General features: G+C 73.3%; 16 protein-coding genes, 2 tRNA genes and 1 pseudogene. 5 read left to right on the forward strand and 14 right to left on the reverse strand.

The features are described 5' to 3' along the window. Positions 1 to 106: 106 nt before the first annotated feature. Positions 107 to 901 carry an ABC transporter ATP-binding protein gene (locus FIC82_RS19405; RefSeq protein WP_154799573.1) on the forward strand — a complete coding sequence of 265 codons (795 nt, stop codon included), beginning with the start codon at positions 107 to 109 and terminating at the stop codon, positions 899 to 901. Beyond that, positions 898 to 2268 carry an FtsX-like permease family protein gene (locus FIC82_RS19410; protein ID WP_154799574.1) on the forward strand — a complete coding sequence of 457 codons (1371 nt, stop codon included), beginning with the start codon at positions 898 to 900 and terminating at the stop codon, positions 2266 to 2268. The genes FIC82_RS19405 and FIC82_RS19410 overlap by 4 nt, the downstream gene beginning before the upstream one ends. A 139-nt stretch (positions 2269 to 2407) precedes the next feature. Here the strand turns inward: FIC82_RS19410 and FIC82_RS19415 are convergent. The 7 genes from FIC82_RS19415 to FIC82_RS19445 form a co-directional block, all read right to left on the reverse strand. Continuing rightward, a tRNA-Ser gene (locus FIC82_RS19415) sits at positions 2408 to 2496 on the reverse strand. A gap of 102 nt (positions 2497 to 2598) precedes the next feature. After that, complete coding sequence (locus tag FIC82_RS19420) at positions 2599 to 3876, reverse strand: threonine/serine exporter family protein (protein WP_168732137.1); 1278 nt, start codon at positions 3874 to 3876, stop codon at positions 2599 to 2601. A gap of 145 nt (positions 3877 to 4021) precedes the next feature. Further along, a tRNA-Ser gene (locus FIC82_RS19425) sits at positions 4022 to 4106 on the reverse strand. Between the two features lie 97 nt (positions 4107 to 4203). Beyond that, positions 4204 to 4746: a GTP-binding protein gene (locus FIC82_RS19430; protein ID WP_051471385.1), complete on the reverse strand. Its 543-nt coding sequence runs from the start codon at positions 4744 to 4746 to the stop codon at positions 4204 to 4206. 457 nt (positions 4747 to 5203) lie between these two features. Next, entirely contained in the window at positions 5204 to 5590 is a 387-nt protein-coding gene (locus FIC82_RS19435; protein WP_154799575.1) for a DUF742 domain-containing protein, read from the reverse strand. 34 nt (positions 5591 to 5624) lie between these two features. After that, on the reverse strand, positions 5625 to 6074 hold the full coding sequence (locus tag FIC82_RS19440) for a roadblock/LC7 domain-containing protein (protein WP_024839165.1): 450 nt from the start codon (positions 6072 to 6074) through the stop codon (positions 5625 to 5627). Positions 6075 to 6110: 36 nt separating this feature from the next. Next, positions 6111 to 10004: a sensor histidine kinase gene (locus FIC82_RS19445; RefSeq protein ID WP_168732138.1), complete on the reverse strand. Its 3894-nt coding sequence runs from the start codon at positions 10002 to 10004 to the stop codon at positions 6111 to 6113. Between the two features lie 231 nt (positions 10005 to 10235). On the opposite strand from FIC82_RS19445, the gene FIC82_RS19450 reads away from it, so the two are divergent. Next, complete coding sequence (locus FIC82_RS19450) at positions 10236 to 11213, forward strand: NAD(P)H-quinone oxidoreductase (protein WP_168732139.1); 978 nt, start codon at positions 10236 to 10238, stop codon at positions 11211 to 11213. A 65-nt stretch (positions 11214 to 11278) separates the two neighbouring features. After that, the gene (locus FIC82_RS19455) at positions 11279 to 11920 is read left to right on the forward strand and encodes a bacterial proteasome activator family protein (protein ID WP_168732140.1); all 642 of its coding nucleotides are present in this window, start codon (positions 11279 to 11281) and stop codon (positions 11918 to 11920) included. 56 nt (positions 11921 to 11976) lie between these two features. Here the strand turns inward: FIC82_RS19455 and FIC82_RS19460 are convergent, their stop codons facing one another. The 5 genes from FIC82_RS19460 to FIC82_RS19480 all read right to left on the reverse strand — a co-directional run bounded on the left by FIC82_RS19460 (position 11977) and on the right by FIC82_RS19480 (position 17808). Then, a complete protein-coding gene (locus tag FIC82_RS19460; protein ID WP_168732141.1) occupies positions 11977 to 12900 on the reverse strand; it encodes an EamA family transporter in 924 nt (307 codons plus the stop codon). 109 nt (positions 12901 to 13009) lie between these two features. Next, positions 13010 to 13960, reverse strand: a complete 951-nt coding sequence (locus FIC82_RS19465) for a carbohydrate ABC transporter permease (protein WP_154799577.1) — start codon at positions 13958 to 13960, stop codon at positions 13010 to 13012. Further along, a complete protein-coding gene (locus tag FIC82_RS19470; RefSeq protein WP_154799578.1) occupies positions 13957 to 14940 on the reverse strand; it encodes a carbohydrate ABC transporter permease in 984 nt (327 codons plus the stop codon). Before FIC82_RS19470 ends, FIC82_RS19465 begins: the two co-directional genes overlap by 4 nt. Positions 14941 to 15117: 177 nt before the next feature. Then, positions 15118 to 16524 (reverse strand): ABC transporter substrate-binding protein, encoded by a 1407-nt coding sequence (locus tag FIC82_RS19475; protein ID WP_154799579.1) that lies wholly within the window; start codon positions 16522 to 16524, stop codon positions 15118 to 15120. 273 nt (positions 16525 to 16797) lie between these two features. After that, entirely contained in the window at positions 16798 to 17808 is a 1011-nt protein-coding gene (locus FIC82_RS19480) for a LacI family DNA-binding transcriptional regulator (protein ID WP_168732142.1), read from the reverse strand. A 197-nt stretch (positions 17809 to 18005) separates the two neighbouring features. Between FIC82_RS19480 and map the strand changes: the two genes are divergently transcribed. Next, positions 18006 to 18797 (forward strand): type I methionyl aminopeptidase, encoded by a 792-nt coding sequence (gene map / locus FIC82_RS19485; protein ID WP_154799581.1) that lies wholly within the window; start codon positions 18006 to 18008, stop codon positions 18795 to 18797. Between the two features lie 152 nt (positions 18798 to 18949). Here the strand turns inward: map and FIC82_RS21350 are convergent. Both FIC82_RS21350 and FIC82_RS19495 read right to left on the reverse strand, forming a co-directional pair. Further along, positions 18950 to 19222: pseudogene (locus tag FIC82_RS21350) on the reverse strand (GNAT family N-acetyltransferase); the annotation flags it as partial. Positions 19223 to 19278: 56 nt separating this feature from the next. Continuing rightward, the gene (locus FIC82_RS19495) at positions 19279 to 20064 is read right to left on the reverse strand and encodes an HAD family hydrolase (protein WP_154800597.1); all 786 of its coding nucleotides are present in this window, start codon (positions 20062 to 20064) and stop codon (positions 19279 to 19281) included. Position 20065: the final 1 nt, after the last annotated feature.

Below are 20065 nucleotides of genomic sequence, written 5' to 3' on the forward strand. Positions count from 1 at the left end.
CCGCACACGGCACGCCGGACGGTCCCCCCACGGTCGGACGCGGGCGCCGCGACGTCCCGCCCCCGGCCCGACGCGACCGCACCCGTCCCCGACGCACGATCGACGCATGACGTTCACCGGCCCCTCCTCCGCCCCCGGCGGCTCGCCCCTCGTCGCGAGCGCGCTCACCAAGGTCTACGGCTCCGCCCAGACCGCGACGCACGCCCTCGCGGGCGTGAACCTCACGGTCCACCCGGGCGAGTCGGTCGCGATCATGGGTCCCTCGGGGTCCGGCAAGACCACGCTCCTGCACGTGCTCGCGGGCATCGTCACCCCGACGTCCGGCTCGGTGTCGTGGCGCGGCGAGGACGTCACGACGCTCTCCGAGACCCGCCGCACCGTGCTGCGGCGCCAGGACTTCGGCTTCGTCTTCCAGTCCGGCCAGCTCCTGCCGGAGCTGCCCGCGGTCGAGAATGCCGCCCTGCCGCTCATGCTCGCGGGCACGGCGCGCGCCGAGGCGACGGCCGTCGCCGCCCGCTGGCTCGCGCACCTCGGCCTCGCCGGGATGGAGCAGCGCCGCCCCGGCGAGCTCTCCGGCGGCCAGGCCCAGCGCGTCGCGATCGCCCGCGCTCTCGTCGGGTCGCCCGGCGTCGTCTTCGCGGACGAGCCGACCGGCGCCCTCGATCAGTCGACGGGCGCCGAGGTGCTCGACGTCCTCACGCGCGCGACCCGCGACTCCGGCGCCGCCCTCGTCGTCGTCACGCACGACGCGGGCGTCGCCCGGCACTGCTCCCGCACCGTGACGATGCGCGACGGGCGCATCTCCGGCGAGTTCTTCGCACCCGGGACGCAGCCCGCGGCCCCGCCCGCGCCGGTCGCGCCGATCGCGCCGGTCGCGCCGAGCCAGGAGAGCGCACGATGAGGACCGTCGACCTCTGGTGGCTCCTGCGCCGCCGCAGCGCCGACGAGCGCGACCCGCAGGGCCTGACCAACGTGCTCGCCATCATCGCCTTCGCCGTGACGACGGCGATCCTGCTCGTCGTCATGGGCGGATCCCATGCGTTCCTCCTGCGCGCCGGCGGGCTCGAGGGGATCCGCGAGGGCATGGAGGGCGTGACCCCCTACGACGCGCAGTACCCCTTCCTCGCGGGCATCGCGTCGCTCCTGCTGCTCATCCCGCTCGTCACGCTCGGTGCCGCGGCCGCGCGCCTCGCCGTCGCCCGTCGGGACGCCCGGCTCGCGGCGCTGCGCCTCGCGGGCGCGACGACGGGCCAGGTCACCACCCTGACGGCCCTCGACGCTGCCGCGCAGGCCGTGGTCGGGGCGCTCGTGGGACTGCTCGGCTACGGTGCGCTCCTGCCTCTCGTCGCGCAGCTGCGCTTCCAGGGCCGGACGTTCGGCCTCGGCGAGCTGTGGGTCGGGGTCCCGGCGCTGCTCGGCGCGGTCGTCCTCGTGGTCGCCGTGGCGCTGCTGTCCGCCCTCGTGAGCCTGCGCCGCGTGGCGATCACCCCGCTGGGCGTCGCCGCGCGGGTCACGCCGCCCGGGCTCAAGGCCGTCCGGCTGCTGTCCATGGGCGTGGCGTTCGTCGCGATGATCGTCGCGACCAACCTGTCGTTCGGGTCCGTGGCGGTCGTGCTCACCGTCCTCACCGCTATTTTGCTGGTCGGCTTCGCGACAGTGAACGTCGTCGGACCGTTCGTCATCTGGCTCGTGGGCAAGATGACCGCGGGATCGGCGCGACACGTGCCGACGCTGCTCGCCGGACGGCGGATCGTGGACGACCCGAAGACCGCGTGGCGCTCCGTCGGCGGGGTCGCGCTCGCGACCTTCATCGCCGGGCTGACGAGCATCTTCGCGCTCCTCGACCCTGGCCTGGGCGCCGACCCGGACGAGGTGCAGTACCTCACCGACATGAAGACCGGCGGGTTCCTCACGCTCGCCATCGCGGGCGTGCTCGCGGCCGTCTCGACGGGCGTGATGCAGGCCGGTCGCGTCATCGACCAGCGCGCCGAGTACCGCACGCTCGTCCTGTCCGGGACGGACCTGCGCACCCTCGACCAGGCGCGGTTCCGCGAGACTCTCGTCCCGCTCGTCGTGAGCGTCGGCGTCGCGACGTTCGCGGCGCTGCTGTTCATGGTCCCCGTGATCGGGCTCAACGCGTTCGCGAACGCGGGAGTCGTCGTGCAGTTCCTGTTGTGCGTCGCTGCCGCGTCGGCCCTCGTGCTCGCCGGAGCCGGAGCCTCGCGGTTCGTCGTGCGGTCCGCGCTCGCGACCAGCGGGAGCGCGTAACCCGTCGCGGCGCGCCGCCGACGCCTCGCGGGCGCCCCACCGGTCGCGAGCCGGTGGGGCGCCGGCGGGACCGGGACGCACTGCAGCGTTCCGGGCAACAGAAAAGGCCCCGGGCGCCGAGCACCGGGACCTTCCTGAGCGGAGACGGAGGGATTTGAACCCTCGAACGGATTGCTCCGTTACCACCTTAGCAGGGTGGCGCACTAGACCTGACTATGCGACGTCTCCTCGTGGGCCCGTCGGAGGACCCGCGTCGCCCAGGGTACAAGGGCGCCGCCGCGAGACCAAACCCGCCCGGCCGACGGCGTCGCGCGCCCGCCGTCCGGACGCTCAGCGCTCGAACGTCCACTCACGGTCGGTGAGCATGCGCGCCACGGCGAGCCCGATCGCGAGCGCGACGATGACCAGCCCGGCCTCGACGGCGTAGGCGAGCGCCTGCGCCGTCGCACCCGTGTTGAACTCGTAGACCGCCCGGTACGCCGTGACCCCCGGGACCATGATGACGACCGCCGGCACGGAGACCGTGATGCGCGGGACGCGCAGGGCCGGGGCCACGGTCGCCGCGAGCAGGCCCACGAGCAGCGCGGCTGCCGCCGCCGCGGCCTGGGGGACGACGTCGGCGTCCACGAGGAGCAGGCGACCCACGTTCGCGACCATCCCGATCGACGCGGCCCCGAGCGCCATGGCCCAGGGACTGTTGAACATGAGCGCGAACCCGAGCACCCCGAGGAAGCTCGCGACGCTCCGCAGGCCGAGGAGCAGCGGCTCGGCCAGGCCGGGCGGCGGCACCGGGTCCGGGGCGAGCCCCGCGGCCGCCGACACGCCCCACACGGCCAGCGCCGCCGAGGCGAGGATCATGAGCGCGTACGTCACGCGCGCGACCCCCGCCGAGAAGTCGAGCTTCGCGAGGTCCAGCGCCCCCGTGACGAGCGCGAACCCGGGCACGAGGAACAGCACCGCGGAGACGTACCCCGCCTCGTGCCCCCCGTCGACCCCGGCGAGCGCCGAGAGCGCGAGGACGAGGACCAGGTAGGCGACGCTCGCGACCGCCGCCGCGAGCATCGTCACGCCGAACTGGTTGATCCCCCGGTGGAGCATCGCGCGTCGCACGCCCTGACCCAGCGCCGCGGCGACCAGCACCGCCCCGCACTCGACGGGGCCGCCGTTGTTGAGGAACGCGAACGCCGCGCACGCGATCCCCGCCCACAGCGCGTTGAGCAGCGCCCCGTAGAGCGGGGGGCGGCGGGCGATCCGGTCGAGCTCCGCGTCGACGGCGTCGAGGTCGGCACCCGCGGGCAGCCGGGCGGAGAACCGCTCGAGCTGGGCGAGCCGGTCGGCGTTGATCCCGATCGACCGGACCTCGGTGAGCTCCGTGCGGAAGATGGGCCCCCGGTACGACGTCGCCGTGATCTCCGTGAGCGTCACGTGCGCCGCGATGTGGTCGAGCCCCAGCGCGCGCGCCGCGCGGGTCATGTGCGACTTCACGCGGTAGCTGCCCGTGCCCGCGGAGAGCGCGAGGCGACCGATCCGCAGCACGGTGCCCGACCGACGGATGAGGTCGACGGGCTCGAGACCGGCTTCGTCGGCCGGGGAGGGCTCAGGCGTCACGAGGCCATGATCCCGTACGACCTCCCGCCCGGCACTCGCCGAAGGTCCCTCCGCGTCGGGGCTGCGGGCCGCGACCGCCACACCCGGCGTGGACGAGGTCGGACGGCACGACGCGGGGCACCGGTCTGGTACCCCGCGTCGGAAGCGGAGGGCGAGGGATTCGAACCCCCGGTGCGTTGCCGCACAACGGTTTTCAAGACCGTCACATTAGGCCGCTCTGTCAGCCCTCCCGGCGAGCCATTGTGGCACGCCCTGCCCCTGCACGACGACGGCGGGCCACCCCGTGGAGGGTGATCCGCCGTCGTGCGGTGCTGCTGGTGTGCGCCGTCAGGCTGCCCCGCGGAGCTGGCGCATCGCGAGCTGGACGAGCGCGATGAGCGTCTGCTTCGTCGCGGCGCGCGACCGGGCGTCCGTGTAGAGCATCGGCACGTGCGCGGGGATCTGCAGCGCCTCGCGCACGTCCTCCAGCTTGTGCTTGGCCACACCGTCGAAGCAGTTGACGCCCACGACGAACGGGATGTTGCGCGACTCGAAGTAGTCGATCGCCGGGAAGCACTGCTCGAGGCGATCGGTGTCGACGAGCACGACGGCGCCGATCGCACCGCGGACCAGGTCGTCCCACATGAAGAGGAAGCGGTCCTGGCCCGGCGTGCCGAACAGGTACAGCCACAGGTTGCCCGGGAGCGAGACACGACCGAAGTCCATGGCGACCGTGGTCGTCGTCTTGCGGTCGGACACGCCGCCCGCGTCGTCGACGCCCACCGAGTGCTCCGTCATCGCAGCCTCGGTGTTCAGCGGCTCGACGTCGGAGATCGAGCCGATGAACGTCGTCTTGCCGACGGCGAACCCTCCCGCGACGACGATCTTCACCGTCGTGGGAGCCGTCCGGGGCTGCTCGGGCCCGGCTGCGGGTCGCGGGGCCGCAGCGGGCTGCTGGACCGCGGCGGCCTGTGCACCGACCGGCTGCGCCGCAGGGACCGGCTGCGCCGCGACAGGCTGCGCGGCGACAGGCTGGGGTGCGGTCCGCGGCTGTGCGGCGGCCTGAGCGACAGGAGCCGCCACCACCGGAGCGGGGGTGACGGGAGGCGCCACGGTCGCGGGTCGCGCCGGGGTCGGCTGCGCCGGCGCGGCCTGGACCGGAGAGGCCATGGGCTGCTGCGCCGCAGGCCCGCCCGGGGCGGGCGCGGACGACACGGGCGCCTGGGTGGGCACGCCCGCGGGAGCGCTCACGGGTGCCCACGACGTCTGGCGCACCGGCGGCTGCCCGCCTGGTGCACCCCCGATCACCCCGGACGGCTGCCCGGCCTGCGGCGCGCTGCCCGAGCCGTCAGAGGGTGGAAATGCCATTGAGAACACTCTCCAAGACGCTCAGGGACAGACCCGAGTGGTTGCTGCCGTGGCCCGTGTGGACGTTGAGCGGGGTCGACGTGTGGACGGTGATGTAGTTCTCCTCCTGCAGGTCCGCGACGAGCACCTTCGTCACGCCGAGCGGGAGGCGCAGGAGCGCGGAGAGCTCGGCGATCGAGACGTACGTGTGCGCGGCGTGCTGGAGGATCGAGCGCTTCTCGGGCGGCAACCCGAAGCTGTTCACGGCGCCCGGCATGACCTCGACGAGCGCCTCGAGCGGCAGGTCGGAGGTGGCAGACCGCACGCGTCCGCCCGTGACCGCGTACGGGCGGACCGTCGCCGCCTCGTACCCGTCGTGGGCTCCCATGCTTCCGAAAGGTACGTTCGTCATCGATCAGTCCTCATCCCACCGGGGCTCGCGTCGCGCCGTCGACGGGAAGGCTACCCCGCATCTCCGAGATGAGCTGCGGCGTCAGCGTGGCCTCGGTGCGCGAGACGAGGAGCGCCATCTCGTAGCCGATGAGGCCGATGTCGCAGTTCGCCTCGGCGACCACGCCCAGGACCGACCCGTTCGAGACGTTCATGAGGAACAGGAATCCGTTGTCCATCTCGATGATGGCCTGGCGGACGTTCCCCCCGTTGAGCTGACGGGCAGCCCCCCGGGTCAGGCTCGACATGCCCGAGACGATCGCCGCCAGCTGGTCACCGCTGGTGCGGTCGAGCTGGTCGGACATCGCCATGAGCAGGCCGTCGGCCGACACCACGAGCGTGTGCCGGCTGCCCGGGACTGTCCGCACGAAGTTGTCGAGCAGCCACCCGAAGTTCGTTGCCTCGGTGCTGAGCGCGTTCACTCTTCCTCCTCGTCAGTTGCCGCAGACGGCATGTCATCACCGCGCCTGCGGCGCTGAATCAGGGACATAATCCATGGCCTGGGGGTTCCACGTCGAACTCGTCTCGTCCTGGCCCTCGACACGACCGCGGGCGGTCGCCGACTGGAAGGCCGACAGGCGTGCCCGCAGCTGCTCCGGGTCACGGTCGATGCTCGCCGTGAAGCGGTCGACGTAACCCTCGCGCTCCTCGCCGCGCGCGCGCCGGGCGAGGCCCGACGTCGTCGTCGCGTCGACCGTGAGGGGCTGGTAGATGCCGTCGTTCGGGTCCGCCAAGGTCGCTTCCTGGAAGTCGGTGCTGCCCTGCAGCAGGGTGGACATCTCCTCGTACAGCACAGCGGACGCCATCCAGTCCGACCGGGCCTCGACCGAGTCGGCGATGTACCCGGCCTCGAGCGGCTCGATCGCGTCGGACACCTGCCGACGCACCAGCGGGCTCGGCGGTCCGTACCCCTCCGGCCCGGACCCCGCGGCGGCGTGCCCGACGGGCTGGGCCACCTGCTCGGGTCGCGTCTCGACGGGAGGGTACGTGGGCTCCGGCGCCGCGAAGCCCGCGCCCGGGACCGCGTGGACGTCCCCGACCGGCCGGTGCTCGGCCGCCCACGCCGGGGCGTGCGCCTCCGGCTGGGGGGCGACCGGGGCCTCGGGGGCGAACGGAGAGGCCGCGCTCGACGGCTGCTCCGCCGCACGGGGGGCGAACGCGGACGCCCGCGCGGGAGCCTCCGGCTCCCGCCGCAGCGCCGACGGGGTCGGTGCGAGCGGCGCGGCGCCCGGTGCCGGCACGGACGGCGACGGGGCAGACGGCGCACCGGCCGGGCGTGAGGCGAGGGCCTCCGGCGACGGGCCGGTCGGACGCGCCGCCTGGGGCGTCGCCGTCGTGCGCGGGCGCCGACCGAAGATACCCCGCTTGCGCGCCTGGCTCTCACGCAACGACCGTCGCGTCGGGAGGTCGGCCATGAGCTCCTCGAACCGCGGCAGCGCCTCGAACGTGAGCTCCTCCGGGATCTCCTCGGCCGTCGTGCCGGCCTCGGGGCCGCTCGCCACGACCGGGACGTCCGTCGGCGCGGCGGGGGCGACCGGGGCTGACGGCGCCGCCGGCTCCGGGGCCACCGGGGTCCGTCGCGCGAGCGGGACGCGCGCCACCGTCGACTCGTCGACGGGCTCCGCCGGGACGGCCGGGACGACGCGCGTGGCGTCCAGCGGGGCGTCCGACACGGACGACGGCTCCCACGACGAGGCCGCAGGCTCCGGGTTCCAGGTCTGCTCCGCAGGCTGTTCCGGGGCCCACGCCGGCTCGGGGCTCCATGCCTCGGGCTCCGAGGCCGGGTCCGCCCACGTGCTCGCGGCCGGCTCGACGGTCTCCTGCGGGGTCCAGACGCCCTGCGCGGCCACGTGGTCGGTCGGCGTCTCCGCGACGAGGGGGATGTCGGTCGCGGTGACGTCCGGCGCCGTGGGGAGCTCCACCGGGTTCTCGCCCGCGGGGCGGTCGCCGACCGGGCGGAAGCTCGAGAAGAGGGCGCTTCGGGTGCTCACGTCGAGGACGGGGATCTCCGCCGAGACGGGCTCGACCGGTCCCGCCGCCGGACGCGACCGGCTCGGGAGGGCCGACCCGGCGGCCGCGACCTCGGCCGGCGGCGTCCACGCCTCGTCCGCCGCCGGGAGCTGGTCCGGGAGCGACGGGGTCGCGAGCGGGGGCAGGACGATCGCACCCGTCTGCGGCCCGGACGCGAACGACGCGCTCGGCGCTGCCGCGGCCGGGTCGACCGTCCGCGAGCGACGGCGCGGCATGCCCGTCTGCGTGGTGCCGTCGGTCAGGGCGTCGAGGTCGACGGGCACCGCGACGGGCGCCTCCGGCTCGACGGTCGGGAACGACGCCGTCGCCGCGGGCGCGGGGAGCGACGGCGCGGCCGGGCCGGCTGCCCCGGCCGCGGGGAGCGCAGGGAGCACGCCCGTGCCGGCGAGCTGCTGGGCCGCGGCCTGCGTGCTCGTGTCCAGCGGGTCCGTGGGCTGCGGGAGGGGGACGTTCGAGTCCGGGACGAAGAGCACGCCCGGGAAGGACACCACGACCTCGGTCCCCTGGTCGTCACCGTTGGTGCTGAACCGGACCTTGGCACCGAGGCGGTCCGCGAGGCGACCGACGACGAAGAGGCCGAGGCGCTGGGCACCCACGACGTCCGAGGCCGCGTGCGTCGCGACCTTCCGGTTCGCCTCCGCGATCTCCTCGGGCGTCATCCCGAGCCCGTGGTCACGGACCGTCACGTAGACGAAGTGCTCGTCGCGGCCCGTCGTGACCTCGACCGGCGTGTGCGGCTCGGAGAACATCGTCGCGTTCTCGAGGAGCTCGGCGAGCAGGTGCGCGGCGTTGAGCGCGTTGTGCCCGAGCATGAGCGGGTCGACGACCAGGTTCAGGCGGACGCGGTCGTACAGCTCGATCTCGGAGGACGCCGTACGGATGACGTCCGAGGCCGGCATGGGCTGACGCACCCGGCGACCGGAGTCGATGCCTGCGAGGACGAGGAGGGACTCCGCGTTGCGGCGCATTCGCGTCGCGAGGTGGTCGAGGCGGAAGAGGTTGGACAGCGTGCCCGCGTCCTCCTCGGAGCGCTCGAGGTCGTCGAGGAACGCGAGCTGCCGGTTGAGGAGCACCTGGTCGCGGCGGGCCACGTTGACGAACATCTCGGCGATGGAGCCACGGAGAGCGGCCTGCTCGCGCGCGACCTTGATGGTCGTCTGGTTCACGTCGTTGAACGCGGTCGCGAGCTGGCCGACCTCGTCCGTGGACTCCACGGTGATCGGGGTGAGGTCGATGCCCGGGCCCTGGCCCGGGACCGCGACCTGCTCGACGAGCCTCGGGAGCTGGTCACGGACGTCCTCGGCCGCGTCGGTGAGCCGTCGCAGGGGGTTGACGATCGCGCGGGCGATGAAGCCCGCGACGAGGATCGAGGCGAAGACGGCGGCGAGGGTCGCGAGGATCGTGACGACGGCGCGGGTCGTGGCCGCCGAGGCGAGGTCGGACGCCTTCTCGGCCGTGTCGTTCCGGATCCCGTCACGCACGGGGGTCGTCTGGTCGCGGTCCGCCTGCGAGAGGTCCGGCCACTGTGCCGCCAGGTTCGCCGGCGTCGCCCCCGGTCGCGAACCGATGAGGTTCTGGCGGACCTGCTGGTACGCCGCCGTCGGCGTCGCGAGGACGTAGTCACCTGGGAGCTGCCGGACGGCCGTACGGGTACGTTCCGCGAGCGTGTCACCGGTGGTCACGAGGACGGCGGCCTGCTGGCTCGTCGTGGTGCTCTCCTGGCCGACCTGCGCGGCGGAGAGGACGGCGCCCGCGAACGGCTGCTCGAGCGCCAGCTGCGAGAGGAGCTCGTCGAGGAGGACGTAGGTGCTGAGGTACTGCGCCAGGCTGCGGTCGGGGGTCGTGTCGGCGAGCACGCGAGGGACGTTGAGCGCGTCGTCGATCAGCGTGTTGTACCGCGAGTTGCGCTGGAGCTGACCGATCGAGGACCGGTCGATGGCCTCCCGGACGGACTGCAGGTCCGAGCGGTCGGCGATCGTGTCGGCGACCGCGTCGCGCACGCGCGGGTCGAGCGCCGACGTGTTGAGCTTCTCGTACGCGCGGTCGCGCGCGTCGAGCGCCTTGTCGGTCTTCTCGCGCTGCGCCATCATCTGCGCCTCGCTGTCCTCCGACCCCGCGAACGCGTCCAGGAACGAGTACGTGCGCTCGGCCGCGATCTCGGTCCCCGCCGCGTCCTGCGCCGCGAGCGCCCCGACGAGCGCGCTCGTCTGGCTGGCGTCGCGCGCCGACCCGATGGCCTGCGCCGAGATGATCGCGGCGGCGACGAAGAGGACGAGGACGGGCACCGCGAGAGCCGCAAGGATCTTCCCGCGGACGCTCAACCTGCGGAGCATACGAACCTGCCTCCATCACCATGGTCCACCCGTTCGGCGGTCCGGTCGGCGCGCGTGGCAGCGTCACCTCCCGGGCTCGCTCCCCGGTCGTGCGTACTAACTATCGGTGCACATCCCCCGGAGACCTAATCCGTGAGGAGCCCGGACTTTCGTCCCGTCCCCGCCGTGCTCCGGCGGTGGACCGGTGCGACCCCGGCCGGTCCGCGTAGTCTCGGCGATGTGCGAGGCGTCACGATATCGGGCCCGGGTGGCCCTGAGAAACTAACGGTTTCCGCGCTCCCTGACCAGACCCCTGGCCCGGACGAGCTCGTGGTCCAGGTCGCTTCCGCTGGCGTGAACCGCGCTGACCTGCTACAACGCGCCGGTTCGTACCCCCCGCCGGCGGGGGCACCCGACTGGCCCGGGCTCGAGGTCTCCGGCACGGTCGCGGTGGTCGGGAGCGCGGTCTCGGGGTGGTCGGTCGGCGACCGCGTCGTGGCGCTCCTCGACGGCGGCGGGTACGCCGAGCAGGTGCGCGTCCGCGCGACGCAGGTCCTGCCCGTCCCCGACGGCGTCGACCTCGTGGACGCCGCCGCCCTCCCCGAGGCGGCGTGCACGGTGTGGAGCAACGTGGTCGACGTCGGTCGCCTCGTCGCGGACGAGTGGCTGCTCGTGCACGGGGGCTCCGGTGGGGTGGGGACGGTCGCGGTCCAGGTCGGCGCGGCGCTCGGCGCCCGCGTCGCCGTCACCGCGGGCGGGCGCGACCGTGCGGACCGGTGCCTCACGCTCGGGGCGCACCTCGCCGTCGACCACCGCGCGCAGGACTTCGTCGCGGCCGTGCGGGACGCCTCGGGCGGGCACGGCGCCGACGTCGTCCTCGACGTCGTGGGCGCGGCGTACCTGCCCCGCAACCTCGACGTCCTCGCCACGGGCGGGCGGCTGGTGGTGATCGGCATGCAGAAGGGCCGGCACGCGGAGCTCGACCTCGGCCGCCTCCTCTCCCGGCGCGCGACCGTGGCCGGCACCACCCTGCGGGCGCGCCCGCCGGCCGAGAAGGCGCGCATCGTGCACGAGGTGCTCACGCACGTGTGGCCGATGGTCGAGGACGGGCGGGTCCGCCCGGTCGTGCACGCCCGGCTCCCCCTCGACGAGGCCGCGCGGGCGCACGAGCTGCTCGACTCGGGCGAGGTCTTCGGCAAGGTGCTGCTCGTCCCGTGACGCGCGGTCGGCCGTCCGCGACGGGCGTCGGTGCGTGCGTGGGCGCCACGCGCCAGACTGGACCCATGGCTGACGAGACCCCCGCACCCCGCCCCGACGAGCCGACGCCGGACGAGCCCGGCTCGCGCCCGGACGACGACGCCACCGACGCGCCCGCACGGGCCACGGTGGTCATGCCGGACGGCACGGGGGTGAGCGTCGTCGAGAGCGACGACTCGACCGACCCGGAGCGCAACCCGGCGACGGTCATCGAGGAGCCGGCCAAGGTCATGCGGATCGGCGGCATGATCAAGAAGCTCCTCGACGAGGTCCGCGACGCGCCGCTCGACGAGGCCGCCCGCTCACGCCTCGCGGAGATCCACGAGCGCTCGCTGACCGAGCTCGAGGAGGGGCTGTCACCGGACCTGGTCGAGGAGCTGCACCGCATCACGCTGCCGTTCTCCGACGACACCGTCCCGACGGACGCGGAGCTGCGGGTCGCCCAGGCCCAGCTGGTCGGCTGGCTCGAGGGCCTGTTCCACGGCATCCAGACCGCCCTCGTGGCCCAGCAGATGGCCGCCCAGGCGCAGCTCTCCCAGATCCGCCGCGCGCTGCCGCCCGGCTCGCTCCCGCCGATGGGGCCCGGCGGCCCGGGTGGCGTGCCCGGCCGGCCCGGCGCGCACCCCGACGAGCACGACGGGCGGCCGTCTCCGGGCCAGTACCTCTGACGTGCAGGTGACGTCGCGCCGACGACGGTGACGGCCCGGCGCGGGCTGCCGACCGGTCAGGCGGGCGGCGGGTCGAGCGGGACCTCGCCGTCGTCCGCCGACCCGCCGTCGCGCCCGCCGCGGCGTGACGCGGTCATGGCGATCGCGCCGGAGACGAGGGCGAGCCCGACCAGCTCGGGCACCGTGGGGACCTGCCGCAGCACGACGGCGCCCACGGCGGCGGCCGTCGCCGGGAGCAGGGCGAGCAGCACCGAGAACGTCGCGGCGCTGACGCGACGCAGGATGACCTGCTCGAGCGCGTAGGGGACGACGGACGAGAAGAGCGCGATCCCCGCGACCGCCACGACGTACCGCCAGTCGCCGAGCACGGGGACGGCGGCGGGTGCGAGGAACGGCGCGAACACGAGCGCGCCCACGGTCATCGCGACCGCGAGGGACGTGACGCCGGAGCCGGCGACCGCGACACGGCGTCCGAGGAGGATGTACGCCGCCCAGCAGGCCGCCGCGACGCCGATCGCGGCGAGGCCCAGCACCGCGTCCTCGCGCGGTAGACCGGACTCGATCGTCACGCCGGCGAGGAGCACGACGCCCACTGCGGCGACGGCGATCGCGCCCCGCTCGCGCCATCCGCTGCCCGTGACCGCGGCGACCGCGACCGGCCCGAGGAACTCGATCGCGACGGCCGTCCCGAGCGGCAGGTGGTCGATCGCGACGTAGAAAGCGAGGTTCATGGCGGCGAGCGCGACCCCGAACACGCAGACCCACGCGAGGTCGTGACGGGTCCAGCGGCGTCGCCACGGGCGCCGCCACGCGAGCAGGAGCAGCGCGGAGGCGGCCACGCGCAGCCACCCGATCTCGACCGCACCGGCCACGGCGAACAGCCCGACGGCGATCGCCGCGCCCAGGTACTGCGTCAGCCCCGAGACGACGAACAGCGCCGGGACCGGGACGCGGTCGAGGGCGGCGGATCGGGTGGGCACCGCCCGACTCTACGACCGCTCCCGCACGGGTCGTCGACCGCCGAGCATGCCGCTGTGGCCCGTCCGACGCGCGGGACGGGCCACAGCACCAGGTTCGGCGGGGTGGGCGTCAGCCCTTGACCGACCCCGCGAGCAGGCCGCGCACGAAGTACCGCTGGAGCGCGAGGAACACGGCCACGGGGACGATCATCGAGATGAACGCACCGGCCGGCAGCAGGTGCCAGCTCGCGCCACGCGAGCCCGACAGCTCGGCGAGACGCACCGTGATGGGCGCGGTGTCCTGGCCCGACGCGAACGTCAGCGCGACGAGCAGGTCGTTCCAGACCCAGAGGAACTGGAAGATCCCGAACGCCGCGATGGCCGGGACGAGCAGCGGCATGAGCACCTGGAAGAAGATCTTCACGTGCCCGGCGCCGTCGACGCGGGCCGCCTCGACGAGCTCGCGCGGGATGTCCTTCATGAAGTTGTGCAGCAGGAAGATCGCGAGCGGCAGCGCGAAGATCGAGTGCGACAGCCACACCGGCCAGAACGACCCGTCGATCCCCCAGTTGACGTACTGCGTGAGCAGCGGGACGAGCGTGACCTGGATGGGCACGATCTGCAGCGCGAACACGGCGACGAACAGCAGGTTGCGGCCCTTGAAGTCCACCCAGGCGAACGCGTACGCGGCGAGCGAGGCGAGCGTGATGGGGATGATCACGGCGGGCAGCGTGATGACGAGGGAGTTGATGAAGTACGTCGCGAAGCTCGTCGACCCGCCGAACAGCGCGTCCGTGTAGTTGTCGAAGGTGAACTCGGGGTTGGCGAACGCCTCCCACCAGCCCGTCCGCCGGATCTCCCGCGGCGGGCGGAACGACGTGACGAGGAGCCCGAACGTCGGGATCGTCCACAGGACCGCCAGGACGATCGCGATGATCGACGCCGGACGCGACGAGACCTTGCGCCGCACCTTTCCGGCCCGTGCGTCGAGGCCCGCGACGATGCCCTTGCCGCTGCCCTCCTCGACGGTCTCGTCGACGAGCGGGGCGTCGGGCACGGAGGCAGACAGTGGGGTGCTCATCGGATCTCCTCCGCCTGCTTCAGCTGCCGCACGTTGTAGACGATGATGGGGATGACCAGGACGAAGAGGATGACCGCGAGCGCGGCCCCGAGCCCCTGCTCCCCCTGCCGCAGCGCCTGCGTGTAGAACTCGTTGGCGACGACCGACGTCTCGAAGCGGCCGCCCGTCATCGTGCGGACGATGTCGAAGACCTTGAGCGTGCCGATCGCGATCGTCGTGAGGACGACCACGAGGGCCGGGCGGATGCTCGGCACCGTGATGTAGCGGAACATCCGCATGCCGCCGACGCCGTCGAGCCGGGCGGCCTCGACGATGTCGTCCGGGATGGCCCGGATCGCCGCGGCAAGGATCGTCATGGCGAACCCTGCCTGGATCCAGATCATCACGAGGATGAGGAAGAACGTGTTCGCCGGTGCGCTGAGCAGGAACTGCTGCGGCTCCAGCCCGAGCCAGACCAGGACCTGGTTGAACAGGCCGATCTGGGGCTGGCTCGCCGGCTTGTACTCGTACATGAACTTCCAGATGATGCCCGCGCCGACCATCGAGATCGCCATCGGCATGAAGATCAGCGTCTTCGCGAACTTCTCGAAGCGAGAGCGGTCGACGACGACCGCGTAGATCAGGCCGAGCAGGGTCGACACGAGCGGCACGACGATGACCCAGATCGCGGTGTTGCGCAGGACGATCTGGAACTCGTCCCGCGTGAACGCCGTGACGTAGTTGTCGAGCCCGACGAACGCGGAGCCCGTGCGGTTGTAGAACGAGTCGCGGATCGTGCGAAGGCCCGGATAGAGCAGCCCGAACGCGAGCATGACGACGGCTGGACCGGCGAACGCGAGCGCGACGACCCACCCGGGCACGCGTCTCGGCCGGTCGACGAGGAAGAGGATCAGGCCCATGACGACGACGAAGAGCAGGATCGCGACGAGCATGACCGCGAGCTTGCCCCCCGTTCCGTCGGGGTCGAGCAACCAGTCCATGTGAGGGCTCCTGAGATGACCGGCCGCGGCCGGGACGAACGGTTCGGCGGGAAGGACGCCGGGGACGGGTCGCCCGAGGGTCGGCCCCCTCGGACGACCCGCCCCCGGGTCGACGTGCGAGCCCGGGGCCCGCGGCGCGGCTCGTGCCGCGCCGTCAGGCCCCGGGCTGCCCGCGGGTCAGGACGTCGGCCAGGACGCCTCGATGGCGTCGAGCACGGCCTCGTCGGACTTGTCGCTCGCGATCCACTCCGTCATCTCGGTCCAGAAGGAGCCCGCGCCCACCGCGGCGGGCATCATGTCGGAACCGTCGAAGCGGAACGTGTAGCTCTCGTCCGTGAGCAGCTCGTACGCCTGCTGGTCCATGGGCGACTGCAGCAGCTCGGGGTCGAGTCCGTTGTTCGCGCTGATCCAGCCCTGCGGGGTCACGCTCGCCTTCGCGTTCGACCACTCGGGGCTCGACAGGTACGCGTGGAACGCCTGGACCTCGGGACGGTCGGTGAAGGCGGCCACGAACTCGCCGCCACCGAGCAGCGGCTTGTCGTCCGCGGTCTCGCCCGGGAGGTAGAACGCCCACACGTCGCCGTCCTCCGCGACCGTGAGGTCGGGGTCGAGGGTCGTCCAGTTGGCCTGGTAGAACGTCGCCTGCCGGTGCATGTAGCACAGGCCGTCGATGATCGGGTAGCCACCCTCGGTGAACTCGGTCGTCGCGATGGTGCTCACGTCGCCGAGGCCGCCGTTGACGAGCTCCTCGTTCTTCAGCACGTCACCGACCGTGGCGAGCGCCGTGGCGATCTGCGGGTCGTTGAACGGGATCTCGTGGTTGACCCACTGGTCGTAGACCTCGGGACCGGCCGTACGCAGGACGACGTCCTCCATCCAGTCGGTGGCCGGCCAGCCGGTGGCCTCGCCCGATGCGATGCCCGCGCACCACGGCTTGACGTCGCCGCCGGGGTTGTCGGCGACGATCTGGTCGGACAGCTCCATGAGCTCGTCCCACGTCGTGGGGATCTCGTAGCCCGCGTCGGCGAACATCGACGGCGAGTACCAGACGAACGACTTCACGTTCGCGCCGAGCGGGGTCGCGTAGAGGGTCCCGTCGACGGTCCCGTACTCCTTCCACGACTCGGTGTAGTACTGGTCGACGTTCGCGGCGGCGTCCTCGCCGACCGGCTGGATCGCGTCGGGGAAGTCGGCCACGATGCGGCGCAGCAGACCGGGCTGCGGCAGGTACGCGATGTCGGGCGCGCTGCCGGACTGGATGCGCACCGGGAGCTGTGCCTCGAACTCCTTGGATCCCTCGTACTCGATCGTGGCGCCCGTGCACTCCTCGAACGGCTCGTACGACGCCTGCTGCTGCTCCGCCTCGGTGTCGACGATCGTCGAGTACACCGTCACCGTCTTGCCGGACAGGTCCCCGTACTGCTCGTAGTCGGCGCAGTCCACCTCGGCGCTGGGCGACTCGTCGTCGCCACCGCCGCCGCCCCCGCCGCTGCACGCCGCGAGCACGAGCGCGAGACTCGCGCCGCCGGCGGCGACCGCCAGCGTGCGGCGACGTGCCGCGCTGGTCCTCGTGGTCCTGGTCATCTCAGCCTCCACCTCGTCGTGGGTACGGACGCCGTCACCCCGGTCCGGTGAGGACCGGGCGCGTCGCGACGTCGCGAGCGCGGGTGCGCTCTCGCCCTAGTCACCATGCAAGCGGTTGCATCGCGCCGCCGCAAGCACAGGGAAGGCGAGTTTGCGTAACGATTCCGTCACGCGCGCCGGGTGCGCGCTCTCTCGGCTCGGCCTTCCCTGGCCACGCTCCCACGCGCGGGGACGGAGCGCGCGACGAGTCGCGCCACCGGTCGGGCGAGGCCTTCAGCGGCGGGCGCGAGGCGGGGCGGTCGAACCGCGCCGGACGAGCTCCGTCGGGTACGTGAGGCTCTCCGGCACCGGGGCGCCGTTGATCATGTCCAGGAGGAGGAGCGCGGCGTCGAACCCCTGCTGGTACGCGTCCTGGGCGATGGTGGTGAGCCCGACGAGCTCGCCGAGGTCGTGCCCGTCCACGCCCACGACGGACAGGTCCTCCGGGACGCGCAGCCCCAGGTCCCGCGCCGCGAGGATCGCCCCCATCGCCATCTCGTCCGACGCCGCGAACACGGCCGTCACGTCCGGGCGGCGGCACAGCAGCTCCGCGGTGGACTCGCGCCCGCCCGCGACGTCGAAGTCACCGTTCACCTCGAGCTCCTCCTCGACGAGGACGCCCGCCTCCTCCAGGGCCCGCACGTAGCCCCGCGCTCGCTCCACCGGCGGGGACCACGACGACACGAGGTCCGGCACCCCCGTCACGTGGCCGATCACCCGGTGCCCCAGGTCGAGGAGATGGCGCGTGGCGGCCCGCCCGGTCGCGACGTCGTCGAGGCGGACCGTCACCTGGTCGGCGGGACCCGAGCCGACGAACGCGAGCGGCCGCGCGAGCCCGAGGAGCGAGCGCACCTCGTCGTCGTCCAGCGGCAGCCCGACCACGAGGGTCCCGTCGACCCGGTGGCGCAGGACGCTCGGGTCGACCCGGCGGCGGGACGCGGTCCGGCGGACGTCGAACGTGTACAGCAGGACGTCGTAGCCCAGGTCGCGCAGGGCACGCTCTGCCCCCTCGATGACGTTCGCGAAGAACCAGCGGTTGACCCACGGCGTGAGGACGCCGATCGTGCGCGTGCGCCCGGTGGCCAGCGACGACGCGGACGGCGTGGGCACGTACCCGAGCCTGGCCGCCTCCGCGAGCACGCGCAGGCGCGTCGCCTCCGAGACGTTGGGCAGGCCGCGCAGGGCGCGCGAGACGGTCGCCGTGGACACCCCGGCGGCCTGGGCGACGTCGTCGATACCTGCCACGACGGGTGATGCTGCCACGGCACGGGGTGCGTGGCGAGGCGCCGTGCCACATCGTGAGCAGATCGATGCAAGCGCTTGCTGCGCGGCGGACCGATATCGTGGGGAGGCCCGCCCGCGTCGCACCACGCGACGCCGTGGCACCACCCGATGCCGCCGCGCGTCCTCGGGCACACGACCTGCGAACCGGAAGGACCACGATGATCGAGCTGAGGACCCCGCGGGAGATCGACCAGATGCGACCCGCAGGACGGTTCGTCGCCGACGTCCTCACCACGGTGCGCGCGGCCACGAAGGTCGGGACGAACCTGCTCGAGCTCGACGAGGTCGCCCACAAGATGATCCGCGACCGCGGGGCCGAGTCCTGCTACATCGACTACCACCCGTCGTTCGGCGCGAGCCCGTTCGGCAAGGTCATCTGCACGTCGGTCAACGACGCCGTGCTGCACGGCCTCCCCCACGACTACGCGCTGCGCGACGGCGACCTGCTGAGCATCGACTTCGCCGCGTCCGTCGACGGCTGGGTCTCGGACTCCGCGCTGTCGTTCGTCGTCGGGACTCCGCGCGCGGGTGCGCTGGGCGAGGCTGACGCGAAGCTCATCCAGACGACGGAGCGCGCGCTCGAGGCGGGCATCGCCGCCGCGCAGCCCGGCAAGAAGACGGGCGACATCTCCGCGGCCATCGCCGACGTCGCGCACGCGGCGGGCTACACGGTGAACACCGACTTCGGGGGGCACGGCGTGGGCCGCACGATGCACGGCGAGCCGCACGTCCCCAACGACGGCCGCCGCAAGCGCGGGTTCCCGCTCAAGCCGGGCCTGGTCATCGCGATCGAGCCCTGGTTCCTCGAGACCACGGACGAGATCTACACCGACCCCGACGGCTGGACCCTGCGCTCGGCCGACGGGTCGCGGGGCGCCCACAGCGAGCACACCGTCGCGATCACCCCGGACGGCCCGGTCGTCCTCACCGCGCGCGAGCCCCGCGACTGACCGACCGCGAGGCAGCGGCCCGGTAGCGCGAGGGTACGGCCGGGTACCGCGAGCTGGAGGCCTGGTGACGACCGTGTCTCTACCTCGGCGGAAGGAGCTTCCGGAAGAACGTCGCCGACGCGTCGTAGCCCAGCGCTTCGTAGAAGGGCGCGGCTCGCCGCGTCGCGAGAGCGACGTACGCCGACCCGGACGCGGCCCGCCCACTCCTCGGCCGCGCCCACGAGGAGGCGCCCGGTCCCGCGGCGGCGCGCACCGACGTCGACCATGACCTCCTCGACCCACGCCACGGGCGCGTTGGCGAAGAGCGTCGCGTGGCGGTGTGCCACGAGGTAGCCGACGACGTCGTCCCCCGCCTGCGCGACGACCACGAGCGCGTGCGGGTCGGCGAGGAGCAGCGCGAACGACGCGTCGAGGTAGGGCCGCAGGTCACGAGGTAGTGCTCCGCCAGGTCCATCTCGCGACCTGCGGTTCTACCTCGCGGTCAGGGCAGGAGGCTGCGCAGGAGGTGGGCGGCGCCGTCGTCCTCGATCGAGCCGGTGACCTCGTCGGCGGCGGCCTGCACGACGGCGTCCGCGTGGCCCATCGCGACGCCGTGCGTCGCCCAGCGGAGCATCTCGACGTCGTTGCGCCCGTCGCCGACCGCGACCGTGCGGTGGGGCTGGACGTGCAGCGCGCGGCGCACGAGCTCGAGCCCGGTCGCCTTCGTGACGCCGAGCGGCGCGATGTCCATCCACGCCGTCCAGCCGACGGCGTAGGTCACGTCGTCCAGGCCGAGGCGCTCGACGAGGTCGTGGAACTGCTCGCTCGTGGACCCCGGCGAGCGGACGATCACGCGCGTGACCTCGCCCGACCACAGCTCGTCGAACTCGACGACGCGGTGCACGCCGTCGAGCTCGCCGTCCGGGAAGAGCTCGTTCATGCGGAACCCGACGCCCACGTCCTCGACGGCGTACCGCGCGTCGGGCAGGTGCTCGCGCAGGAGCCGCAGGGCCGGTCCCGGGTCGAACGTGACGACGTCCTCCAGGACGTAGCCGTCGGGCTCGTCCGGGTCGAGCCGCGCCGTCACGGCGCCGTTCGACGCGACCACCCAGCCGCGGTCGATCCCCAGGATCTCCGCGACGGGCGTCATCGCGAGGAGCGAGCGACCGGACGCGAGCACCACGTGGTGGCCGGCCGCGCGGAGGTCGGCGACGGCGTCCCGCACGTCGTCCGACAGCTCCTGGTCGTAGGACATGAGCGTGCCGTCGATGTCGAGCGCGACGAGCATC

Source organism: Cellulosimicrobium protaetiae (assembly GCF_009708005.2).
GTDB classification, from domain to species: domain Bacteria; phylum Actinomycetota; class Actinomycetes; order Actinomycetales; family Cellulomonadaceae; genus Cellulosimicrobium; species Cellulosimicrobium protaetiae.